Origin of the sequence: Epilithonimonas zeae, from assembly GCF_900141765.1 — a bacterium.
GTDB classification, from domain to species: domain Bacteria; phylum Bacteroidota; class Bacteroidia; order Flavobacteriales; family Weeksellaceae; genus Epilithonimonas; species Epilithonimonas zeae.
Genome location: NZ_FSRK01000001.1, coordinates 492,325 through 515,980, shown reverse-complemented (window position 1 = coordinate 515,980; position 23,656 = coordinate 492,325). Strand labels below are relative to the sequence as shown.

The window sequence follows — 23,656 nt, the reverse complement described above, 5'->3', positions numbered from 1 at the left end:
AAAAACTGGAATTATTGTTTAACGATAGTATAAATACCTGCTTTGATGTTAACTGTAATTTTGTAAGAACCTCCGTCTCCAACAAACTTAACATTACCATTATCTCCTTTTGGCCCTAGGAAACCACTAGCACCATCAGCAGAAATATTACCCCAATCTAAATCTCCAAAAGATTTTTGACCTAAGAATTTAAATTCGGCATCCGCAGGTAACGTCGTAGTATATTCGAATACACCCGCTCCTGTTTTTGTCATAGCAATAGCATTTTCGGCTGACCAGTTAACACCTGCTACATTTCCTACCAAATAAACTTGTGGGATATCGAAAGCTGGAATTGGGGAAGCTGTAGCTTTAAGAGATTGAACACTTTTGTCTGCATTAATTATAACTTTATAGATTCCTGTTTCACCAGTAAACTTCATATTTTCGTGGTCTGCAACAGTTATGTTGGAAGACACTTGTTTGAAATATCTATTCGCAGCATCCGTTGTAGCATCATCTATACTATAATTGAGCGGGCTCCAATCTTGTTGTCCCAAGAATCTAAAGTTCTTATCTTTTTCAAGATATGTGTAAATGATAGACTCATTTTCAACCTTATGAAGAATTTGAGCAGCACTAGCTGTCCATCCGACATAAGAAGCCTCGCCTACTAGGAAGAAATCTGGATAAACCAATTTGTATGGTGTTACCATCACAGATGTTACATTAGATTCCTGTTGTAATTGTTGAGATGTTCCAATATAAGATCTAACTTTCAAATACATTTTACCAGTAACATCTGCAGGAAGTCCAACGCCTGCCGCAGCATTGTTCATCTGTACTGCCGTAAATGTTGCATATTTAACAGACTGTCCAAATGTTCCAAGAACATAAGGTTGTGTAAAATTTTCTGTACTAGATGCTTCCACTACATAATTGATTTCCGTGGGAACAGAATAACTTGCTGCATCCCAATTGACAGTTAATGCAGGATTATTTGGAAAATTACCATCAAGAAAGACTGATTCTTTTGATAAATCCATTACTATAGGAGCATCATTTTCTTCTATCGTAATTTTCTCTCTATCTTCACAAGACATAACACTAAAAAGCATTATAATTGCGAAGAAAAATTTATATATTTTATGATTTTTCATTTCTTAAAATTTTTCTTTAAATTAATATCCTGTATTTTGAGAAAGATTGCTATTTAGATTCAGATATTTATTTGGAATTGGGAAAAGTTGTCTGTATTCAGGAAGACTATTACCATTGATACTTCCACCTTTCCATTGCCAGTTATATCCTGAAGTATATTTACCAAAACGTATTAAATCTTGACGTCTATAACCTTCCCAGTAAAGCTCTCTAGCACGCTCTGCTAAAATAAAATCTGCATTCAAAGCCGATTGTAAAACAGTTGCAGCCCCTCCCCTTGTTCTAAGTTCGTTAACATAAGTAAGCGCATTCGCTAAACTACCTTTTCCGTTCACTACCGCTAACTCAGCATACATTAAATAAGCATCCGCCATTCTAAATAATGGGAAATCCGCATCAGTAAAGTTAAGATCACTACCATTAGCTCCTGTTGAAGTTTTATTAGAAAACTTAATCAACTTTGCACCTTGTTCAAATTTAGAATAATCAGAAATAAATTCAGGATCTGTACTTCCTACTACTTTCATAACCCTTGCGTCAGAATTCCCTACTGTTTGCATAAATTCTTGACGAACTCTAAATCCTTGCCATCCGAAATCTATTCCTAATGTAGCGCCTACTTCATTTGTACAACTTGCGTGGATAAGATAAGTAGTACCACCATAAGTTCTTGTTTTAACACCATCAAAATTGATTGGGAAAATGATTTCATCTTGTGCTCCATTCGAATTATTATCAGCCTTGAATAAATCAGCATAAGGAATCTGCGCTACTTTATAAGTAGATCCAATTACTTTTTCAACTTCTGTCAAAGCTTCTGAACTTTTATCAGCGCCAGTGTATACTTTTGCATTAATGTATAATTTCGCTTTGAGCATCCAAAGAGCAGCTTGATCAGCTCTTCCATATTCATTCATTTTTGGAGCGGGAAGATCCCCCTCTATAGAATTCAGTTCATTAATCACATAATTGAACATATAATCTCTAGACTGCATCACTGGTTTAGTTCCTAAAGCATCATTTTCTGTTGCAAAAGGCATTTTACCATAAATATCAATTGCGTGATAGTAAGTCAAAGCTCTTAAAAATCTTGCTTCAGCTCTGAAAGTTTTTATTTGTGCTTTCAAATCTTCTGAAACACCTCTTGAGTTTAACTTGTCATCAGTTGTCTCTCTTAAGTATTCATTCACAAGACCTACTTGGAAAAATACTCTAGCAAAAAATGCTTCATTGAAAACATTATCCGCATTCCAAGTATTGAAGTTCAAATCTCTAATGGTAGGGTTATCACTTTCGCCCCAGGCAATTATAGCCTCATCTGTTGTTAGTTCCTGCAATTGCCAATATCCTCTTAAATATTGTGAAAAGCCTTCATTCGGTCCTCCATCATCTTCAGAACCTAAGTCAGATTGTCCATTACCAGATTGTTGACCTGTTACAGATAATCCCGCATAGATTTTTGCTAAAAACTGTTTGTATGAAGCTGGATTAGCGTAAAATTGTTCTGAGGTATATAATTCGTCATCATTAACAGACACATCAAGATCATTAAGACATGAAGTAGTTGTTAATAAAAAGATACCTGCAATAGCTAGATTTCTTAATTTAAATATATTTAGTTTCTTAATTTTCATTGTGAATTAGATTTAAAAATTAGCGTTTATTCCTAAAGTAAACATTCTCGCTCTTGGATAAATAGAGTTATCCATTCCATTGTTAAATACTTCAGGATCTAAATTTTTATATTTTGTAATTATTAATACGTTTTGAGCAGCTCCATAAACTCTTAAAGAAGCATTATTGCCCATAAAATTGTTGAAAGTATAACCTACAGTAAGATTGTCAAGCTTTAAGAAATTACCGTTTTTAACATAGTAATCTGAAACCTTATTAGCTTCCGCAAAACGGGTATTATTAAAATCTACTGGAGCATTATTTATATTATTATCAACGGTGTTATTTATATGATTCATCTGCGATCTATCTGCAGAAATCTGATCATATACATAATTACCAAGACTCGCTCTCCATCCCATTGAAAAATCCCAATGTTTTCCAAAAGTAGCATTGGTCATCAATCCCATAGTTACATCGGCTTGTGGTTTTTTATAATTATACTTATCTGCTGTTGTAATTTCACCATCACCATTTCTATCTACATAAGCTCCCTCCACTGGTCTACCGTTTGAATCATACACTTGTTGATATACCCAAAACGCATATGGAGAATAACCTTCCCTAAATGTCTGAACATAGCCACCTAATCCAACATTACCTTTATCTACACCATTAACTTGCAATTCTTGTATCTCCATTTTATTATAAGATACATTGTAGTTAAAGTTTAAAGTAAATTTCTCATTTTTAACTGCTTTTACATCTAAACCAAGATCAACACCTTTAGATTGTAATTTACCAATATTTTGAGGTCCAATGATTCTTAAATTCTCCAATGGCCCTTCTGGCACGATAGATAACAAATCTTTAGTATCAGCTAAGTAAAAATCTAAAGTACCTTTGATTCTATTATTCAAGAAACCGAAATCTAAACCTAAATTATATTTTAAGCTCTCTTCCCATTTCAGATTTTCATTATATCCGTTAGGTTTTGCTATTAAGTAATACTCATTTCCTAGTTGATAATACAATGTAGATGAAACATTATAAGTTTTAAAATAATCATATCTCCAATCACCTATATCTTGTTGGCCAGTTTTACCAACACTCGCTCTTAGTTTCAAATCGGAAAGTGTAGAATTTCCTTTCAAGAAACTTTCTTCAGAAATTTTCCAAGCTGCCGCAACACCTCCAAAGTCTCCCCATCTGTTATTTTTACTAAAGCGTGAAGATCCGTCTCTTCTGTAGTTAATTGTAACTAGATACTTATTATCCCAACCCAAATTTAACCTTCCAAAAAAAGCCTGTAGATTTAAATCTGGTTTTGTGTCTGGATTATAGAAGTTATTCGAAGGATCTAAAGAATACAGTAATGTATTACCAGAAGAAGATTTTATTTTATGATAATTCTGATATTCATAACCTCCCATGGCTTCTAAATTAAACTTACCAAATGCCTTAGTATAGTTTAGCTGGAAATTACCATTCTTATTTAAAATACTCTCATCTGAGTATGAGTTCTCTCCATAAAACTGAGGATTACCTCCTGCAACTGAGAAATATCCGTTTCTAGAATAAGGATTTGTAGTTACATGACCATCTAATTCTTTACTATCAAGACCCGCATTTACAATCAGTCTTAAATCAGGTAAAAAATGGAATTTATATTCCATATTCACATTTCCAAAAAATCTTCTGAAATTTTGTACATCATGCTTGTTTCTCAACATACTTACAGGGTTACTAACTCCAAAAGTTTTTAAAACTCCCGCATCTACTCTTGTCCATTCTGTATATCCATCGAATGGAGAACTTGTATCATAAACAGGTTTTGTAGGATCATATGAAATTGCATTTTTTATTGCATCTTCACTAGCGTTATTTTTAAAAGTATAAGAATATGTTCCAGTAATATTAAACTTCAAATGATCATCTAAAAAACTAGGACTTAAAGCTAAGTTAGCTGTTGTTCTTCTGAATTGAGAAGTCATTAACAATCCAGAATTATCCAAGTTATCAACTGAAAAACGCGTAGGCACTTTACCAAACAAGCTACCAGAAATAGAAGCATTAATATCAGTTGTTACAGTGGTTCTAAGAATTTCTTTTTGCCAGTCTGTATTGGCTGTTCCTAAAAGATATGCTTTTTCTGGAGCATACTGATTAATAATCTCTCGGAACTGATCTCCAGAATAAACGTCAATTTTTTTGGCCAAAGTATTCACCGTAGTAAAAGCATTAAGTGAAACTCTCAATTTTTTACTTCCTTTTTTTGTAGTAACTAAAATAACACCGTTAGAACCTCTAGAACCATAGATTGCTGTAGAAGCAGCATCTTTTAAAATAGAGAAAGACTCTATATCATTCGGGTTAAGTGTCGATAAAGAAACTCCATCCAAAGGTAATCCATCAACAACTAATAAAGGATCATTACTTGCATTTAAAGAAGAGCCTCCTCTAATTCTAATTGTTGCCTCACTACCTGGTGTTCCAGATTGGGTAATAACCAAACCCGAAGATCGACCATTTATAAGTCCTTCAGCCGTAGTTACTGCACCTTTATTAAAGTCTTCTGTGGTTAATGCAGTGATAGACCCTGTAAGATCTGTTTTCTTCTGCTTACCATAACCAATCAACACAACTTGTTCGATCTCGGTTTCTTTTTTGGCCGAATCAGTTTGTTGTGCATGTAGCATTGTTCCAAGCAAGAGAAATGCAGGAGCAATTTTTAATACATTATAGTTTCTCACAAAAAATAAATTTTTAAGGTTTATATTATTTTCTTATTTGTTTCCAGATTACACATAATCTAGTTTTGCAATTTATAAAAAAAACGACATTGTGTTAAAATATTTTTAAAATCAGTGAATTTAGCAAAGTATTTCGATAAAAAAAACAAGCAACAATAAAACAAATAGCTGAATATCAAATACTTAAATCAATGTTAATTTTCTTAACAAATATTGATTTTTAACAATTTTTTCGGTTTTTAAGTCTATTTTTCTTCTTCTAAATTAACCAATATTAATCCTATATTAATCAAAAATGAAACAAATCATAATTTTTAGAATATTCCAAATCGTTGAAAACATCAATAAATTCGTGACTTTAATAAAAATTAAAATATTCAATAAAAATAAATTTTTAATTAAATTAATAAACCTAAAACCATTAAAAAACTAAATTTAAACAAACACATCAATAACTAACAAAGGACTAACATAGGATATAGAAAGGACTTACAAAGACAAGTGAAAAATTTTCATTTCCACTAATTTGATTTTCCAATTTTCATAAATCTCATTAACTAAAAAACCTAACTGATCTTCATCCATTTTAATATTACTTGCACTTATCTGATTTTAAAAATGAAAATCGTATTTTTGCAACTCAAAATTTCAATTAGAAAATGTCAAACAGAAAGATGATTACGGCGGCTTTGCCCTATGCAAACGGACCGGTTCATATTGGGCATTTGGCGGGAGTTTATATTCCTGCAGATGTTTATGCTAGATTCCAAAGAAGATTAGGAAAAGATGTGGCGTTTATCTGCGGAAGCGATGAGCACGGAATTCCTATTACCATAAGAGCTAAAAAAGAAGGCGTCACGCCGCAAGATATTGTTGATAAATACCACGAAATCATCAAAAAATCATTCTCAGATTTGGGAATTTCTTTTGATGAATATTCAAGAACGACGTCTGCAAATCACCGTGAAACAAGTCAGGATTTCTTCAAAGTTCTTTATGAAAAAGGGAAATTTACGGAAGAAATGTCTGAGCAGTATTTTGATGAACAAGCTGGAGAATTCTTAGCAGACCGATATATTGTAGGAACTTGCCCGAATTGTGGCAACGAAAATGCTTATGGTGACCAATGTGAAAGATGTGGTTCTACCCTTTCGCCATCAGAATTGATTAATCCAAAATCAATGTTAAGTGGCAATGTTCCGATTTTAAAAGAAACAAAAAACTGGTATTTACCGTTAAATGAATACGAAGATTTCCTGAACAAATGGATTATCGAAGGTCACAAAGATGACTGGAAACCCAACGTTTACGGACAGGTAAAATCTTGGTTAAACGACGGTTTGAAACCTCGTGCCATGACCAGAGATCTGAACTGGGGCGTTCCTGTTCCACTTCCGAATGCTGAAGGAAAAGTACTTTACGTATGGTTTGATGCACCAATTGGATATATTTCTTTCACCAAAGAATGGGCTGAGAAAAAAGGAAAAGACTGGAAAGATTATTGGCAAAGTGAAGGAAGTGATTTAGTTCATTTCATTGGAAAGGATAATATTGTATTCCACTGTATTATTTTCCCTGCAATGATGAAGGCTCACGGTGATTTTATTATGCCGAAAAATGTGCCTGCTTTTGAATTTTTGAATCTTGAAAATGATAAAATTTCAACCTCAAGAAACTGGGCAGTCTGGGCACACGAATATGTTGAAGATTTCCCTGGACAACAGGATGTTTTGAGATACGCTCTTCTTTCATCGGCTCCGGAAACTAAAGATAATAATTTTACCTGGAAGGATTTTCAGACGAAGAATAATTCTGAGTTAGTTGGAATTTTTGGGAACTTTATCAACAGAGTTGCGGTTTTGATTCATAAATATTATGATGGCGTTGTTCCTGAAGGTGATGTAAATGCGCCTGAATTAGCTGAAATAAACAAAGCTGCAAAAGAAATTTCAGGCTTCTTAGAAAACTATGAATTTAGAAATTCTTTAATAGCTTTAATGAATTTAGCTCGTTTTGGAAACCAGTATCTTCAGACAGAAGAACCTTGGAAAACTATTAAAGATAATCCTGAAAAGGCCGCACATTCTTTATTTGTAGGCGCTCAGATTGCAGTGGCTTTAGCGCAGTTGTGTGAGCCTTTTATGCCTTTCAGTTCCGAGAAATTATTAAGTATGTTTAATGTTCAGAAATCAGATTGGAAAAATGTTGAAACTAAATCTGTTTTAATTGAAACTGGTCACAAAATCAACGAAGCTTCTCTTTTGTTCTCAAAAATCGAAGACGATGTTATCGAAGCTCAAATCAAGAAACTGGAAGATACCAAACAAAACAATAAGAAAACAAATCCTAACGCCAACCCTATGAAAGACGAAATTCAATTTGATGATTTTGCTAAAATCGACTTGAGAACTGCAACAATTCTTGAAGCTGAAAAAGTAGAGAAAGCAGACAAATTATTGAAGTTCAAAGTGGATACTGGTGTTGATATCAGAACGGTTGTTTCTGGAGTTGCAGAAAGCTTTTCTCCGGAAGAATTAATTGGAAAACAAGTAATGATTTTACTAAATCTTGCACCAAGAAAAATCCGTGGAATAGAATCTCAAGGAATGTTTTTATTAACCACAAAACCAGACGGAAAATTATCTTTCGTAACGCCTGATGAAACCGTAGAAAACGGAATCGAGATTGGATAAAATGAGATATATTAATCTGTTATTTTTATTTTTTGGAATTCTTTTTTTTCAAGGACAAGAACACAAAAATGCCTGTCTGAAATATAATCTTGAAAAAGACAGTGCAATTTTCAGATTATTATATGATAAAATATTCACTTCTTCGCCTCAAATTAATTTTAAAAAGATTAGTAATGATTCTTTACAGGTTTCTTACGGTTACAAACTTTTAAATCACAAAATTGAACCTAAAGACTATTTTAAAGTAAATTATTTTTCTGACATAAAAGAATTCAAGATTGATATATTCGGTAATAAAATCAAGCAAAAAGACTCTCTAGATTTATTACAAGAAAACATTAACATTAATTTAATTACTCTTGAGTTTCCAAAAAAATGTATAAATATTGGAGACAAATGGTTTTCAGACAACGATTTACATTTTTCATTGTACGAAAATTTTGATAAAGAATATCAACTTACAGAAGTTAATGAAAAAGAATCAAAAATAAATGTGAATTTTAATTTTAATAAAAAATTAAAAAAATCAAAATTATTCGAAGATTTATCAATAAAAGGTTTCTATATCATTAATAATGAAACAGGAATTATGAAAAATGCTAAACTTAATTTTTACTACTTTAAAGAGGAAGAAATGGTCTACGAATATGAAATGTTGATTGAAAGATTATTATAAGGAAGGAGTCAAAAATACTGACTCCTTTTTTATGTAATAATGCTAAAAAAATACTAAAATTTTAATTATTGAACGTTAGTCTAGCCAGATAAGAATCTTCATCCTGCAAAACTTTTTCAATTTTAAATCCATTATTTTCAGCGGCATTTTTCAAAGTATCAAAGTCGAGATATAGCCATTTTATCGGGTCTTCAGATTCGCCTTTGTAATGGACAATATAATCCAACTCACCATAATAACCATCTACCGGAATGTAAAAACCACCGTCCTCATCTTCATCAAACATATAAAGAATATCAGTGCTGTCAATAAGAATTTGACCTTTTGAACTTAATAAAGAATGGAGTTTTTTGAGGTAAATATCGATGACATTCAGGCTTTGGAAAATCCCAGTTCCGTTCATCAATAAAAGAATTGTATCGAATGTTCCTTCTGAAAAATGCAGCATATTTTCTGCAACCGCACTCTTGACTCCTCTTAGTTTACAAACTTCAATCGACTTTGGAGAAATATCCAATGCTGTAACTTCAAGATTTCTTTCATTCTGAAGATAAAGAGAATGCGAACCAGCTCCAGCTCCGATATCCAAAACTTTTCCGTTGGCTAATTTCAAAGCTTTTTGTTCGATTTTATTCATCTCCTTAAAATCTCGAAAAAGATAATCAACAGGAAGTTCATCCAGTTCGGAAATAGAAGTTTCGGTTTGCAAATCCTTTGGATTATTATTGTGGTAGTAATCCCAGATAGCACGTCCCATTAGGTCTTTCATAGTGGTAATTCTGATTGCAAAGATAAAACTTTAGAATAGGAAAATAAAGATTATGGATTTTGTAAAATCGAGATCTAAAAATTCTTATTACGTATTAGCATCATTAGTTTTTTCTATACTCTTACGGTTCAGATTTTGCTAATAATACCTAAATTGTATCTCCAATTTGAAATCGATCAATGAAAGATAAAAATAAAAACTTCCACACAGGATTTACGTTCAGCAAGCATATTCCGGAAGAGATTTCGCATTTTGACAGGGTTTTTGGCGTCTTCAAAGACTTGCTCATCCATACTTCCGGAGATTTGGACGAGGCTTTTGACTGGCTGGATATGCTCGATAAAGAATATGATATCTTCAATGAAGAATATGGTTTGGACGACTTTATCGAAGATCTTAAAAAACGAGGTTACATCAAAGAAGAGGTTAAAACAGAAGATGGAAATTCCGGTTCCGGAAATGGTAAAAATATTCTGACAGCAAAACTGGAAGCAGCTTTGCGGGATTATGCACTGGACCAGATCTTTGGAAAGCTGAGAAAAAGTGGTGTCGGAAATCACAGAACCAACAAAAGCGGTGTCGGTGATGAGAAAGACGGCGAAAACCGAAACTTTCAATTTGGCGATGACCTTGCAATGGTGAACCTGACCGAAAGTATCAAAAACGCACAAATCAACAACGGCATTTCTGATCTGAGACTGACGGAAAACGATCTCATTGTAGAAGAAACCAAACACAAAGCGCAGATGAGTACGGTTTTGATGATTGACATTAGCCACTCGATGATTTTGTATGGCGAAGACCGGATCACACCTGCAAAAAAAGTAGCAATGGCTTTGGTGGAACTCATCAAAAGGAAATATCCGAAAGATTCCATCGATATTATTGTTTTCGGGAACGATGCGTGGCCAATCCAAATCAAAGATTTGCCTTATCTGCAAGTAGGACCTTATCACACCAATACTGTTGCAGGACTGGAATTGGCAATGGACATTCTACGAAGAAAAAGAAATACCAATAAGCAAATCTTTATGATTACTGATGGCAAACCAAGCTGCCTAAAACTTCCAACCGGCGAATATTATATGAACAGTGTTGGTCTGGATGAAAAAATTGTTTCGGAATGTCTTAACAGAGCAGCACAAGCCAGAAAACTGAAAATCCCCATCACAACTTTTATGATTGCGCAAGACCCTTATCTGAGACAATTTGTGAAAGCCTTCACAGCTCAAAACAAAGGAAAAGCTTTCTTAACCGGACTTTCAGGATTGGGACAAATGATTTTTGAAGATTACGAAAAAAATAGAATTAAAAGAATTTAAGAAAAAGCAAATATTTTCTCGCTGATTTTACTAATTGTGCAGATTGATTTTAAACTAAATAATTTGCATAATCCGCTAAATCTGCGAGAATTAAAAACATTATTAATTAGTAAAAAATGAAGAACGATACGACATTCAAAGAATTAAAAAAATCGGGATACACAGATAAAACAATCAATCAGGAAATCCAGGCAAATCTGATTGCAAAAATCAAAGCCAAAGAACCAGTTTTCGAAGGACTTTGGGGCTACGAAGACACCGTGATTCCACAACTGAAAAAAGCAATTTTGGCTGGACATCACATCAATCTTTTAGGGTTGCGTGGACAGGCAAAAACTAGAATCGCCAGAAGTATGGTCAATCTTTTGGATGAATATATACCGATTGTCAAAGGTTCCGAAATCAATGACAGTCCTTTCAATCCGATTTCAAAATATGCAAGAGATCTGATTGCTGAACTAGGAGACGAAACACCAATTTCCTGGGTTCATCGTTCGGAAAGATTCTTCGAAAAACTGGCAACACCTGATGTGAACGTTGCGGATCTGATCGGCGATATCGACCCGATTAAAGCAGCGACTTTGAAACTGCCTTATTCGGACGAACGCGTTTTACATTACGGAATGATCCCGAGAGCTAACCGTTCGATTTTTGTGCTGAACGAATTGCCGGATCTACAGGCGAGAATTCAGGTTTCATTGTTTAATATTTTGCAGGAAGGTGATGTGCAGATCCGAGGTTTTCAGTTGAGAATGCCTTTGGATATTCAGTTTATGTTTACAGCCAATCCAGAAGATTATACCAACAGAGGAAGTATTGTAACACCTTTGAAAGATAGAATTGGTTCTCAGATCTTCACGCATTATCCGAAAACCGTTGCATTGGCGAGACAAATCACGGAACAAGAAGCTTTGGTTTCTGAAGATGATAAAGCAAAAATCCAGATTCCGGATTTGGCAAGAAATCTTTTGGAAGAAGTCGCATTTGCTGCCAGGGAAAGTGAGTTTGTGGATGCGAAAAGCGGCGTGAGTGCAAGGCTAACCATCAGCGCAATGGAAAATCTTATAGCTGCTGCAAAATTGAGATTATTAGAATCCGATTCAGAAAAGACGAATATCCGACTTATTGATTTTATGTCGATTGTTCCTTCCATCACCGGAAAAATCGAATTGGTCTATGAAGGTGAACAGGAAGGCGCAGATTATGTCGCCAAAATCCTGATTGATGATGCTGTGATGACTCAATTTGAAAGCCTTTTCCCTAGAATTTCCAAATTGGAAAAAGAGGGTTTGAAAACACCTTACACCGATATCATCCAATGGTTCAACAACAATCATCTGGAACTGAATTATTCTGATAACGATAACGATTTCTACAGCAAATTGGACAGCATAAAACCTCTGACAACTTTGATTGAAGAAAACGTTCCTGAATTGGATAACAATGATAAAAACTTCTGTAAAGAATTGGTATTATGGGCTTTGACAATCAGTAAAAAATTGGACAAGTCAGAAAATGCCTCTACTTTCAATTTTGAATCGGCTGGGATTGGGCAGTTTTTTAGAAGCTAATTTTTTAAACTAAATTTCACAATACAAAACCTCAGAGAAATTTCTTTGAGGTTTTTATTTTCTAGCCCCGATAGGAACGGCATCCTTTTTTGTTATTGCGGGGTAAATGGTTCAAAAGATTGCTTCACTTCGTTCGCAATGATGAAAAAGATATAGTGGATAGCGGGATTAAGCTCCTGAAAATGATTAGCACAAAAGCAAAGCCCCGCTCTGAAAACAAGACGGGACCTTACAAGTAAAAACAAGGTATTTTTTATATCGCAGAACCTACGCCATCTTTCAGGCTTTCTGCTAATTTTTTTCTTTCTCTTAAGCGTCTTCGGGCGACGACGGATTTACCGCCGAAGAGCCTTACAAGTTTATCTAAAGTGAATTTAGGATATCCGAAATGATGGGTCATTACGAAAATTAAAATCCCAAAACCGGCAAGTACAATATATCCGAACAGTTTTTTATTGGCTACAATCATCGCGTTGAGCTGAATGGTTTTCAGGCTGAGATTGGGTTGGGCATTAAGTGTCATTCCGTCCATATAGACGGCTAAATCTCCAAGACTCTCGATCTGAAACTGGTATTGAGTCCACGAAAATAGGGCGGAGAAAAGTCCGACTGTGACGAAAGAACGCCAAACCAAAAATAATCCGATTGCGGGCAACATATCGTTGATTTCGAGCTTATCCAAAGCGTAATACCAAACTGATATGTAGAGCGAACACATCCCGAATCCTTTTAAAAACATTGGCAGATACCAACTTTCATAACTGAACTCGAGTACCATCGAAAAATACATTATGATGCAGTACGCCACCATCGAAGAAAAGCCTGCAAAGATGAAAAACTTGAGCTTTTTTTCTTTTTTAAACCAATATACGGCTAAAATTCCTGCCAGTAACATTCCCGGAATCATCATCATATTCAGTTTAGCATTCGTCAACTGGTCGTATCCTAAAACTCCGACTGAAAAGATGTTCTGAAGTGAAGTGGTTGCCAGAAACATCCCGAGACAAAGCAAAAGGAATAACCCGACCTGCACATTGTTTCGTGTGAAAATTTTGAAGGAAAGATATGGTCGTTTTAAGGTCGCCTGACGTATGACCATCAAAGCAAAACTCACAAATGCAGCAATACTTGCATTAATGATATTCTGTGAATTGAGCCAATCCTGTTGTTTCCCGAATGAAAAAACATACGCCGAAAACATAAATGTCGAAATAAATAGAAGAATACTCAGCCAGTCGATGTAATGCAAAGGCATTTTAAGCGCAAAATATTTATTGTGCATCAACGCCCAGCAAATCAGTGCTACAATGAAACAGAGAATCGCTACAAAAATGAGGAACTGTCTCCAATTGTAAATGATAGAAAATTCTACGGCGTAATAATTTGCAACCTGAGTTATCACGAGAATAAAAGTGTAAAAAACACCGTAAAATATTCCCCTTCCGCCCATCAGCATCATCAATGGGAGAAATACTTCAATTGTAATAAATGTTTTGAAGAACCCTAAAATCAATGATATAAAAACAATTACCATTGGATTGGAAGTTGTAGCATTGATGAAACTTAAAACACCCATCAATACCAGTAAAGCCACGACTTTATCTCGCACTTTGAAACGCATTTTAGCTCTCAAAACGATAGGCATTGCAGCGCCCATCCCTACTGTTGTGGCATAGTTTGCCCACATATAATATTCGCTCAGCGCTCCCGTATCGCCCACCATATAGCTTAAACTTCCAGTATACACTCCACTCACCGGCATTGCGATAAGCGTGATCAGGAACAGCATAAATAGCTGAAGCGGTTTCGGAACCCAATTACTGAAAAGACCTTGGTTGTACATAATGTTGTTTTTAAGGTTGGAAGTTGGAAGATTTGTGCCGGAAGTTTTCCAGCAGTGAGTTGATTTCTAAAGATTTTATCACTCGGTGTTGCAAGGCGACGAATCACATACTTCCATAATCCCGCTTCCAGCTTCCATCCTTTTTACTTGATTCTTTTTACTTTTTACCTGGCTCTTTAATAGACACATTCATATTCATCCCTGCGCTCAGTTTCGCAACATCTTCTTTTTTGTTGGAATCTGTAAACTCAATTCTTACAGGAATTCTCTGCTGAACTTTAATGAAATTACCTGTCGAATTATCCGTTGGAACGCTAGAATATCTCGAACCTGTTGCTGCTGAAACGGCAGTTACGGTTCCTTCAAACTGTTTTCCGCCCAATGCATCGGCGGTCATCATTATCTTTTGTCCGATTTTGATATTCGGCATTTGACTTTCCAAGAAGTTAGCGGTTATCCATTTCTGATTATTCAAAACGATGGTTCCGACTTGTTGTCCCGGCTGAATCAACTGACCTTCAGAAATCAGTCTTCGTCCCATTACACCATCGTAAGGTGCAGTAATTACGGTGTAAGAAAGATTGATTTTCGCCATATCCAATGCAGATTTTGTTCTTTTGATTTCTGCATCGTTGATTCCTAATTTAGATTTCACTTCAGTGGTAGAAAGATTTGCCGATTGCTTTTGATTAACCAATGTTTCATAGGCTGCTTTTTGCGCATCATATTCGGTTTTCATCTGGTCGTATTGCTGTCTTGTTACTGCTTCCGAAGCCAATAAATTTTTATATCGGTTTAAATTCTGTTCTGCATTCCAAAGTCTGGCTTTTGCTCCGGCTATGTTCGATTCCATAACACTTACGTTGTTGGAAACCGTGTTGACAGAAGAACTTGTTGCTGACCTTTGAGCCAATGCATTTTGATACGCCGCTTCTGCCTGACCAAGCTGTGTAAGAATTTCTCTGTCATCCAGAATGACCAAAGTATCACCCTTTTTTACTTGTTGATGCTCGATAAATTTAATTTCCTTGATATAAGCCGAAACCCTTGTGTTAATCGGATTAATAAATTCCTCCACCTGAGCGGCTTCTGTGTAAGTTTTATCGCCGATGTGAAAGTACTGACGAACTAACCAATACAATCCGAAACCAATCACCGCAAAAACAATAATGTTTGAAATGATGGCTCTGATTTTATTTTTCTTATTTTCTTTCTTCTTCGCTACGGCAGAATTAGCCGCCGGTTTTGTATCTTGAGTATTTTGTTCCTTGTTTTCCATTATCTTGATTTTCAGTTTTAATAAAATTGAATGTTATTTTTAACGCAGAGTGCGCAAAGTTTTTTGACTACTAACTGTTTTTAAGTTTACAAAGGCGTAAACTCTGCTAAGACCACAGAACATTTCTTATAATGTTCCCGTTGATTTCAAAAGATTGTAATATTGATAAAGCACATTGATTTCCGCATTGGCAAAATCTAATTCCGACTGCAGTTTTTGGTTCTGTGCATCCAGCATTTCTGCCTGTACAGCCAATTGGTTCAGATATTTAGCTTCTGTGATTTTGTAGTTTTCATCGGCCAGATTTTTAGCATCATTCAGAATTTCTGCCTGCTGAATGGCTTCCTGATATTTTGTATAAGCCGCATTTACAGCCATATCAAGATTTTGCTGTACCAAAGTCATCGCATCATTCGCCTGATTTTTCTGGATTTCCCCAAGCTTCACTCTTTCTTTGGTTTTGTATAAATTATCAATATTATAGCTCAAAGAAATTCCGCCCTGCCAACCGCCGGAGTACATATCCAAAACAGGATTTCTTGTTGTAATCGGTCTTTGCAGAGTATAACCTCCAAAACCTGCGAGCGTTGGCATTTTATCGGTTTTAATGATTTCGATGTTTTTATCTGCAACTTCGATATTGGTTTTTGCCGATTTCATTTGAGGATTGCTGTCGTGAGCGAGATTCAGATAATAATCCATTCCGATTCCGGTTTCTTTGTTTCCTAAATTTTCTACTGGGACAATCTGCGTTTCAGAATTCAACCCTAAAGCAATATTCAGATTATAATTAAGAATTTTTCTGTTGTTGACTAAAGTTAAAATTCCCTGGTCGAGATTTTTGATGTTTAATTCTCCACGGATGATTTCGTTTCTCGTTATCATTCCTTGTTTATAAAAATCATTGATGTTTTTTAATCTTTCCTGAGCCAGCTTTTTGTTATTCTGAAAAATTTTTTCCTGATTGATTATTTTATAAATATCTAAATAATTTGAAATCACCAAAAACTTTACGTCTTGTTTATTTTTTTCTAAATCCAATTCGGAAAGCTGTTCACGAAGTCCGGCCAATTCAATAGATTTATTCACCAATCCACCTTTGAAGATGAGTTGAGTCGCCTGAACCGCATATGAACTCCCGTAATGAGGCATCGGAATCGTCGTTGAATTGGAAAAATCTTTGTCGATTGCCACCACATTTCCCAAGTAAAACTGACTTGTCGAAGCTGTGATTGTAGGAAGTTTCTGAAGTTTAGTAATATCCGTCTGCTGTTTTGCGATGTCGATATTCTGAGCAGAAATTTTTAGTTGCTGATGGTTCTGAATTGCCAGTGTGGCAACTTCATCTGCGGTCATCTGTTTTATTTCTTGTGAAAAAAACAGCGCAGGAAAGAGACCTATCAAAACTGAGACTGCTGTTTTTATGTTCTTAACCATTTTACCTTGTTTTACAGATGCAAAGTTAGGCCGGTTAAATATTCAAACAAATGTTTGATTTTTGGAAAAAGATGTTCAAATGTAGGATTCGATTATTGAAATTGCTGCCTGTACTGGCTTGGACTCATCCCCAAATGCTTCTTAAAAAAGTGAGAAAACGAGTACTGGTCGCTAAAGCCAAGAACGGAGGAAATCTCTGAAACAGGCATATTAGAAGAGTTTAAATATACTTTTGCTTCATTAATTACAATAGAAGCAATAATCTGGCTTGCCGATCTTCCCGTAATCGACTTCACCACCGACGAAAGATGTCTGGTTGTAATGGATTGCCGCTCTGCATAGAACTCAACATTGCGGTTATTCAAATGATGATTTGACAAATCATTAAGGAATAAAAAAACAATCTCTTCCTGTCTCGACATCTGATTCATTGCACTGCTGTCTTCCTTAGAAATAATTCCTGCCATCTGATAGCAGAAAACCGAGAAAAGATGTTCCACAATCTCTTTTTTATAGATCATTTCAGTGTTAGAATCGAGAATATATTTTAAAAAATTGACGCTTTTCCAAACCACTTCCAGGTCATCCGGTGAAAACGGAACACCGACATTCATCTGCTGACGGAAATACCGGTAGGTAATTAACCGATTAAATTTCAACGACAATGTAGAAATAAATTCGCGCTTATAAGAAACCATCCTCGACTGAAAATCATCGCTGAAAGAAATCAGCTCATAGACACTTTGCGGATCTGTGACAATAAAAGTATTGGCCGAAAGCTCCAGATCACTGAGGTGTTGCCTGAGTTTTATTGTCCCGCTTTTTATAAATAAAAACGCAGGATTCTCAGGACGAAAGGGTTTATCCACCGTAATTCTCTGGTGAATCGTTTCCTGAGTAAAAATCTCAACCCCGAATTTTTCTAAAGCTGTCATTTTGTAAATTTAAGGAATCTAATTTCAAATAAAAACCTCAGAGAAATTTCTCTGAGGTTTTTATTTTTTAGCCCCGATAGTAACGGTTACCCCACAGCAAGCGATGGAATTTGCGGTTGCGCGAGGAGTAATAGTGGATAGCGGGATTAAGCTCCTAAAAATTTATTTGGTTATAACGTAAACTTCCTCGTAAGGTTGGATGAGCACCCAGCCGTTTCCGGAAAACTTCATCTGGAATTCTTCGCCACTCCCCCTGCCAATAAGACTTTTCAGAGAAACGTTGGTTTTGAGCTCAGGCGTTAGGTTTCCTGACCAAGCAACGGTCGCATTAGGATCTGTGAAAACTGGATTTTCCGGTGTCACCAAAAGCGTCAGAGGATGTCCGTGCGTCGTGATGGCGATGTGACCTGTTCCACTCAGTTTTACCTGAAAAAGTCCGCCTGCCATAACACCTGCGATACTTTTCAGCATTTTGATGTCACTTTTGATGCTTTGGTCGTGTGCAAGAACGTCGTTTCCGTTGACAGAAATAGACTCATTGTTCAAGTGCAGGATTCTTACTTTTTTACCGTTATCAGCAACATACAATCTACCTGACCCTTCTGCTTTCATTAGTTTTGTACCTTCGCCGGAGATTGCTTTTTTAAGAAGGTTACCTAGTCCTCCAGACAACATTCCTTGTCTTTCGAAATTGATGTTCCCAACATAGCCAACCATACTTCCGGCCTTTGTCCATACCGCTTGGTTGTTGAGATTGATTTCCAGAAGTTCTGGTTTCTCCAGCTCGAAATAGTCTTTTTCTTGTGGATTTTCTTTTGTTTCGTTAACGAAAGCTTCGATTGAAAATTTGCTCATAATTTTTATTTTTTTTGATAACCTAAAATAAGAATTTTTATTAATCGAAAGATTAAATTTTCAAAACAGTAAGAAAAAACCCAACAAAATTGCCGGGTTTTCAAGTATAGTAAAAAAATTTAGTGTTTAAAATTGTCCGCCTCCAAGTGCGCGGTAAAACTCTGTAACGGCTTGTAACTGTTGTAATTTATCATTTACGCCTGCTAATTTTGCCGCTAATAATGATTGTTCAGAAGTTAAAACATTCACGTAATTTGTATTAGATGAATAGGTTAACAATTCTTTGTTGTACTCCACTGCTTTTTCCAAAGACTGGATTTGAAGTTGTCTTGTAGTTTCTTTTTCTTTAGCTTTTTGATAAGACAATAAAGAGTTTGAAACTTCGGAACCTGCTGTCAATAAAGCTTTTTCGAATGTATAATAAGCCTGCATTTTACGAGCTTCCATTATTCGAACCTGTGCTTTTCTGGTTCCCATTTGGAAAATATTTTGTGTCACCGTTCCTCCAAGTGTATAGAACAGAGAATTGGTGAAAAAACTTTCCAAAGTTCTGGATGACAAGCCTAGAGTTCCCGTGATGCTAATCGTTGGATAAACCTGCGCCATCGCCATATTTTTGTTCTCGAATGCCTGACGGAAAGTTAATTCAGCAGACTGAACATCCGGACGATTTTTCAGTAACGAAGCAGGAACTCCTGTTTTCAAATCTGTGTAAATCACTTGAGAATCGATGGAATTTCTGTCAATCGGTTGAGGATTATCATTCATCAAAATATTCAAAGAATTCTCGGTTTGCTGGATTTGCATTTCCAAATCCGGAACCGATAGTTGCGCTGAATAAAGGTTTGCCTTGCTTTGCTCCACGTCAGCTCCTGTCAGATATGCTGCATCCATCAACAACTGTACAGTTTCTACATCTTGTTTACGAAGTTCGATGGTTTGTTTTGTAATTTCCAATTGTTTATCAAGCGAAATCAATTGATAATATAATGTCGCCGCCTGAGCTACCATTTGTGTTTGAATGGCGCGTTTTGCCGCATCAGTCTGAAGAAATCCTGCGTAAGCCGAGTTTTTAAGCGCTTTGATCCTTCCCCAAACATCTATTTCCCAACCTGTGGAGATTCCTAATCTGTACACAAGCAAATCGGGCATCACAAAGTTTCCACCTTGAGCAGCTGCACTGTTTTTGGTTTCCGTGACAGAAGCCACGCCATCCAGACTTGGGAGATTCTGCAATTTGGATTGTTTGAAAACGGCACTCGCTTCCTGGATTCTCGCAACAGCAACTTTCAAATCCAGATTATTCTGAATGGTTTTATTGATGATATTCTGAAGCTTCGCGTCTGTGAAGATTTGATTCCACGCAACGTTGGCTACAGAAGTACTGTCGTTATTGGTTTTTTGTCGGAAAAGATTGTCCTGACGACTTTGCTCGATGTCCGGACTCTTGTAAGTATCTGTGACTTTACAAGAGTAAAAGAAACCAGCGACACCTGCTAATATGATTAGATTTTTTAAATTCATTTTTCTCAACTTTTGGTTATTCGCTTAGTTCGCCTTCGTATTTTTCAACGTCTTTTTTGCCACTCACTTTTTCCTGCAGATACATAAATACTGCAAATAAAATCGGGATAAAGAACACTCCGAAAATAGTTCCAAACAACATTCCACCAATCGCTCCAATACCAATCGATTGGTTACCTACGGCTCCAGCTCCAGTTGAAATCGCTAATGGAATCAAACCGAAAATGAAGGCAAACGAGGTCATCAAAATCGGACGAAGTCTTTGTTTCGCACCACTAATTGCGGCGTGCGCAATACTGTAACCTTTCTTCCTAGCATCAAGCGCAAATTCTACAATCAAAATCGCATTCTTCGCCAAGAGTCCAATCAACATAATGAGTGAAATCTGAGTATAAATATTATTAGAACCTCCAATCCACGCACTGAACATCATTACACCAGCCAAACCAACCGGCAATGACAACATTACTGCAAATGGCAAAATATAACTCTCATACTGCGCTGCCAAAAGGAAATAAACGAATACACAACATAAAATAAATATGTAAACCGTTTGCCCTCCTGCCGTAACTTCTTCTCTAGTCAAACCGGAAAATTCGTAACCGTAACCTTGTGGTAATGTTTCTTTCGCCACTTTTTCCACTGTAGCAATAGCGTCTCCGGAAGAGAAACCAGGATTTGGTGTTCCATTCAGAGAGATTGCTGTAAATAAGTTGAAACGCCCAATCGCCTGAGGTCCGTAAACTCTTTTCGCTGTAATAAATCTATTCAATGGTGCCATTTCACCATTGGAATTTCTAATCTGAATCATATTGAAACTCTCCAGATTTTCTCTATTCTCAAACGGCGCTTGGTAAATCACACGATATTGTTTCCCGAACAAGTTAACATTCGAAGAGTAAACACCTCCATAATAACCCTGCATTGTTCCCAAAATATCTGACACCGAGAATCCAGCCGCTTTTGCAGCAGGAATATCAATATCAATCATATATTGAGGATAATTTGGATTAAATGATGTAAATGTTCTTTGGATATCCGGCTGCTGATTCATTTTATCAATGAAATCATTTGTAACCTTAGTTAAGTCAGCGATACTTCCACCTTTCTGGTCCTGAATCTGCATTTCGAAACCTGCTGCATTACCAAAACCTTGCAGAGTCGGTCTTCCGAAGAAAGTCATTTTTGCATCTTTGATTCCGGCTGTTTCTTTATACATTTTTGCAACAAAAGATTGTAGATCTTCCCCTTTTTTAGTTCTGTCTTTCCAATCCTTTAATTTTACGATAAGCATCCCATTATTAGAACCACTTCCTGAAATCATTCCTCTTCCCGAAACTTTGAAGATGTGAAGAACTTCTGGCTGTTTTTCAACAATTTTCTCAACTTTGGCGAGAACTTCTCTCGTTCTGTTTTCGTTGGAACCTATCGGAAGCGAGATATCCATAAAAATCCCTCCCATATCTTCACTTGGAACGAAGGATTTCGGTGTGGTGTTCATCAACCAAACAAAGATTCCAGCGAACAAAGCCAGACCAGCGAATGCCATCCATTTTTTTCTTAATAAAAACAAAATCCCTCTCGAGTAACGTTTTATCATCGCATCGAAAATGATATTGAAATTGGTAAAAAATCGTTGCAAAAAATTCTTATTCTTTTCTTCGTGAGAATGAGGTTTAAGGAAAATCGCACATAATGCAGGACTTAATGTCAATGCATTTACAGCGGATAGTATAATCGAAATCGCTAATGTTAAACCAAATTGCTTATAAAATACCCCAGCCGAACCAGAGATAAAACTAACCGGAATGAAAACCGCCGCCATTACCAATGTGATACTGATAATCGCACCACTGATTTCGTCCATCGCATTTATGGAAGCCCTTAACGGCGATTTTTCCCCTTGCTCCAGCTTACTGTGAACGGCTTCTACAACTACAATCGCATCATCGACCACAATTCCTACCGCCAAAATCAATGCGAACAGCGTCAATAAATTAATCGTAAATCCGAAAATACTCAGGAAGAAAAATGTACCAACAATCGCTACCGGAACCGAAATCGCCGGAATCATTGTCGAACGCCAATCCTGTAAGAACAAGAAAACTACGATGAATACAAGGATAAATGCCTCAAACAAGGTATGAATTACTTTCTCGATTGACGCATCCAAAAAGTCATTAGCATTAACTAACGCCACATACTTTACACCTTTTGGAAAAGATTCCTGAGCCTTGTCCAAAACCGCAATAGATTGATTAATTACATCCTGCGCGTTGGAACCTGCAGTTTGTGCGACCGCCATACCAATGGATGGATGACCGTCTGTAACACTGGTTCCCGTATAGTCTTGTGCACCCAACTCTACTCTGGCTACATCTTTAAGTTTTAAAGTTTGCCCGTTTTCTGTAGCTTTTAGAATGATATTATCAAATTCGGGAATTTCTGTCAATCGTCCTTTATATTTCAAAGTATAACGGAAACTTTCATTACTTTCATCACCTAAACTTCCTGGCGCAGCTTCGATATTTTGTTCAGCTAAAACCGTATTGATATCAGAAGGAACCAATCCGTAAGAAGCCATTTTATTCGGGTCCAGCCAAATTCTTATCGAGTAATCTTTGGTACCAAAAACCGTCACATCACCAACGCCCGTTACCCTTTTGATTTGAGGAACGATGTTGATGTTGGTATAGTTTTGAAGGAAAGTCATATCGTAATTAGGATTCTCACTATACAAAGAGAAAATCAATACGTTGGAACTTTGTCTTTTAGTTGTTGTAACTCCGGCTCTTGTAACCTCCGCAGGCAACAAAGGCGTAGCTCTGGAAACCCTATTTTGTACATTTACCGCAGCAATATCTGGGTCAACGCCTTGCTTGAAATAAATCGTTACCGAACCACTTCCATCATTGGTCGCAGTAGAGGTCATATAAGTCATCCCTTCTACCCCATTGATTTGTTCTTCTAGCGGAACAATTACACTTTTTAGGATTACATCGGCATTAGCACCTTGATAACTTGCACTTACAACTACTGTTGGCGGGGCGATATCCGGATATTGTGAAATCGGTAAAGTCACGATTCCCAAAACACCGAGAATCACGATGATAATGGAAATTACGGTGGACAATACCGGACGTTCTATAAATTTTTTAAACATATTTTTTTAGACTAAAGGAAAAAAGAGGAATGATAAAAGACTTTCAAAATCGAAAGCTTTCAAATTCTCACTTTTGACATTA

Annotated in this window: 15 protein-coding genes; 4 read left to right on the top strand and 11 right to left on the bottom strand. The window is 36.1% G+C overall.

Annotated elements, in window-relative coordinates; translation table 11 throughout:
• Positions 1–11 precede the first annotated feature (11 nt).
• The 3 genes from BUR19_RS02295 to BUR19_RS02285 are packed head-to-tail and all read right to left on the bottom strand — an operon-like array spanning position 12 to position 5,507.
• Positions 12–1,139, bottom strand: a complete 1,128-nt coding sequence (locus BUR19_RS02295; protein WP_074233315.1) for a SusE domain-containing protein — start codon at positions 1,137–1,139, stop codon at positions 12–14.
• A gap of 21 nt (positions 1,140–1,160) precedes the next feature.
• Positions 1,161–2,774 carry a RagB/SusD family nutrient uptake outer membrane protein gene (locus tag BUR19_RS02290; RefSeq protein WP_074233314.1) on the bottom strand — a complete coding sequence of 538 codons (1,614 nt, stop codon included), beginning with the start codon at positions 2,772–2,774 and terminating at the stop codon, positions 1,161–1,163.
• A gap of 12 nt (positions 2,775–2,786) precedes the next feature.
• The gene (locus tag BUR19_RS02285) at positions 2,787–5,507 is read right to left on the bottom strand and encodes a SusC/RagA family TonB-linked outer membrane protein (RefSeq protein WP_139297244.1); all 2,721 of its coding nucleotides are present in this window, start codon (positions 5,505–5,507) and stop codon (positions 2,787–2,789) included.
• A gap of 659 nt (positions 5,508–6,166) precedes the next feature.
• Between BUR19_RS02285 and metG the strand changes: the two genes are divergently transcribed.
• Together metG and BUR19_RS02275 are read left to right on the top strand one after the other, a co-directional pair.
• Positions 6,167–8,200 (top strand): methionine--tRNA ligase, encoded by a 2,034-nt coding sequence (metG, locus tag BUR19_RS02280; protein WP_074233312.1) that lies wholly within the window; start codon positions 6,167–6,169, stop codon positions 8,198–8,200.
• 1 nt (position 8,201) lies between these two features.
• Complete coding sequence (locus BUR19_RS02275; RefSeq protein ID WP_074233311.1) at positions 8,202–8,876, top strand: DUF6263 family protein; 675 nt, start codon at positions 8,202–8,204, stop codon at positions 8,874–8,876.
• Positions 8,877–8,937: 61 nt separating this feature from the next.
• Here the strand turns inward: BUR19_RS02275 and BUR19_RS02270 are convergent, their stop codons facing one another.
• Positions 8,938–9,645, bottom strand: a complete 708-nt coding sequence (locus tag BUR19_RS02270) for a class I SAM-dependent methyltransferase (RefSeq protein ID WP_074233310.1) — start codon at positions 9,643–9,645, stop codon at positions 8,938–8,940.
• Positions 9,646–9,824: 179 nt separating this feature from the next.
• Here BUR19_RS02270 and BUR19_RS02265 point away from each other — a divergent pair, with 179 nt between their 5' ends.
• Together BUR19_RS02265 and BUR19_RS02260 are read left to right on the top strand one after the other, a co-directional pair.
• Complete coding sequence (locus BUR19_RS02265; protein WP_074233309.1) at positions 9,825–10,967, top strand: vWA domain-containing protein; 1,143 nt, start codon at positions 9,825–9,827, stop codon at positions 10,965–10,967.
• Positions 10,968–11,083: 116 nt separating this feature from the next.
• Entirely contained in the window at positions 11,084–12,538 is a 1,455-nt protein-coding gene (locus tag BUR19_RS02260) for a sigma 54-interacting transcriptional regulator (protein ID WP_074233308.1), read from the top strand.
• A gap of 253 nt (positions 12,539–12,791) precedes the next feature.
• Here BUR19_RS02260 and BUR19_RS02255 read toward each other — a convergent pair whose 3' ends face one another.
• The 7 genes from BUR19_RS02255 to BUR19_RS02225 form a co-directional block, all read right to left on the bottom strand.
• On the bottom strand, positions 12,792–14,381 hold the full coding sequence (locus tag BUR19_RS02255) for an MFS transporter (RefSeq protein ID WP_083600626.1): 1,590 nt from the start codon (positions 14,379–14,381) through the stop codon (positions 12,792–12,794).
• Positions 14,382–14,538: 157 nt separating this feature from the next.
• The gene (locus tag BUR19_RS02250; RefSeq protein ID WP_074233306.1) at positions 14,539–15,660 is read right to left on the bottom strand and encodes an HlyD family secretion protein; all 1,122 of its coding nucleotides are present in this window, start codon (positions 15,658–15,660) and stop codon (positions 14,539–14,541) included.
• Positions 15,661–15,786: 126 nt separating this feature from the next.
• Positions 15,787–17,097, bottom strand: coding sequence for a TolC family protein (locus BUR19_RS02245; protein WP_074233305.1), 1,311 nt, complete (start codon positions 17,095–17,097; stop codon positions 15,787–15,789).
• 92 nt (positions 17,098–17,189) lie between these two features.
• Positions 17,190–18,032 (bottom strand): helix-turn-helix domain-containing protein, encoded by an 843-nt coding sequence (locus BUR19_RS02240; protein ID WP_074233304.1) that lies wholly within the window; start codon positions 18,030–18,032, stop codon positions 17,190–17,192.
• A 162-nt stretch (positions 18,033–18,194) separates the two neighbouring features.
• The gene (locus BUR19_RS02235) at positions 18,195–18,887 is read right to left on the bottom strand and encodes an AIM24 family protein (protein WP_074233303.1); all 693 of its coding nucleotides are present in this window, start codon (positions 18,885–18,887) and stop codon (positions 18,195–18,197) included.
• Between the two features lie 126 nt (positions 18,888–19,013).
• The gene (locus tag BUR19_RS02230; protein ID WP_245799007.1) at positions 19,014–20,411 is read right to left on the bottom strand and encodes an efflux transporter outer membrane subunit; all 1,398 of its coding nucleotides are present in this window, start codon (positions 20,409–20,411) and stop codon (positions 19,014–19,016) included.
• 16 nt (positions 20,412–20,427) lie between these two features.
• Positions 20,428–23,574: an efflux RND transporter permease subunit gene (locus BUR19_RS02225; protein WP_074233301.1), complete on the bottom strand. Its 3,147-nt coding sequence runs from the start codon at positions 23,572–23,574 to the stop codon at positions 20,428–20,430.
• Between the last annotated feature and the right edge of the window lie 82 nt (positions 23,575–23,656).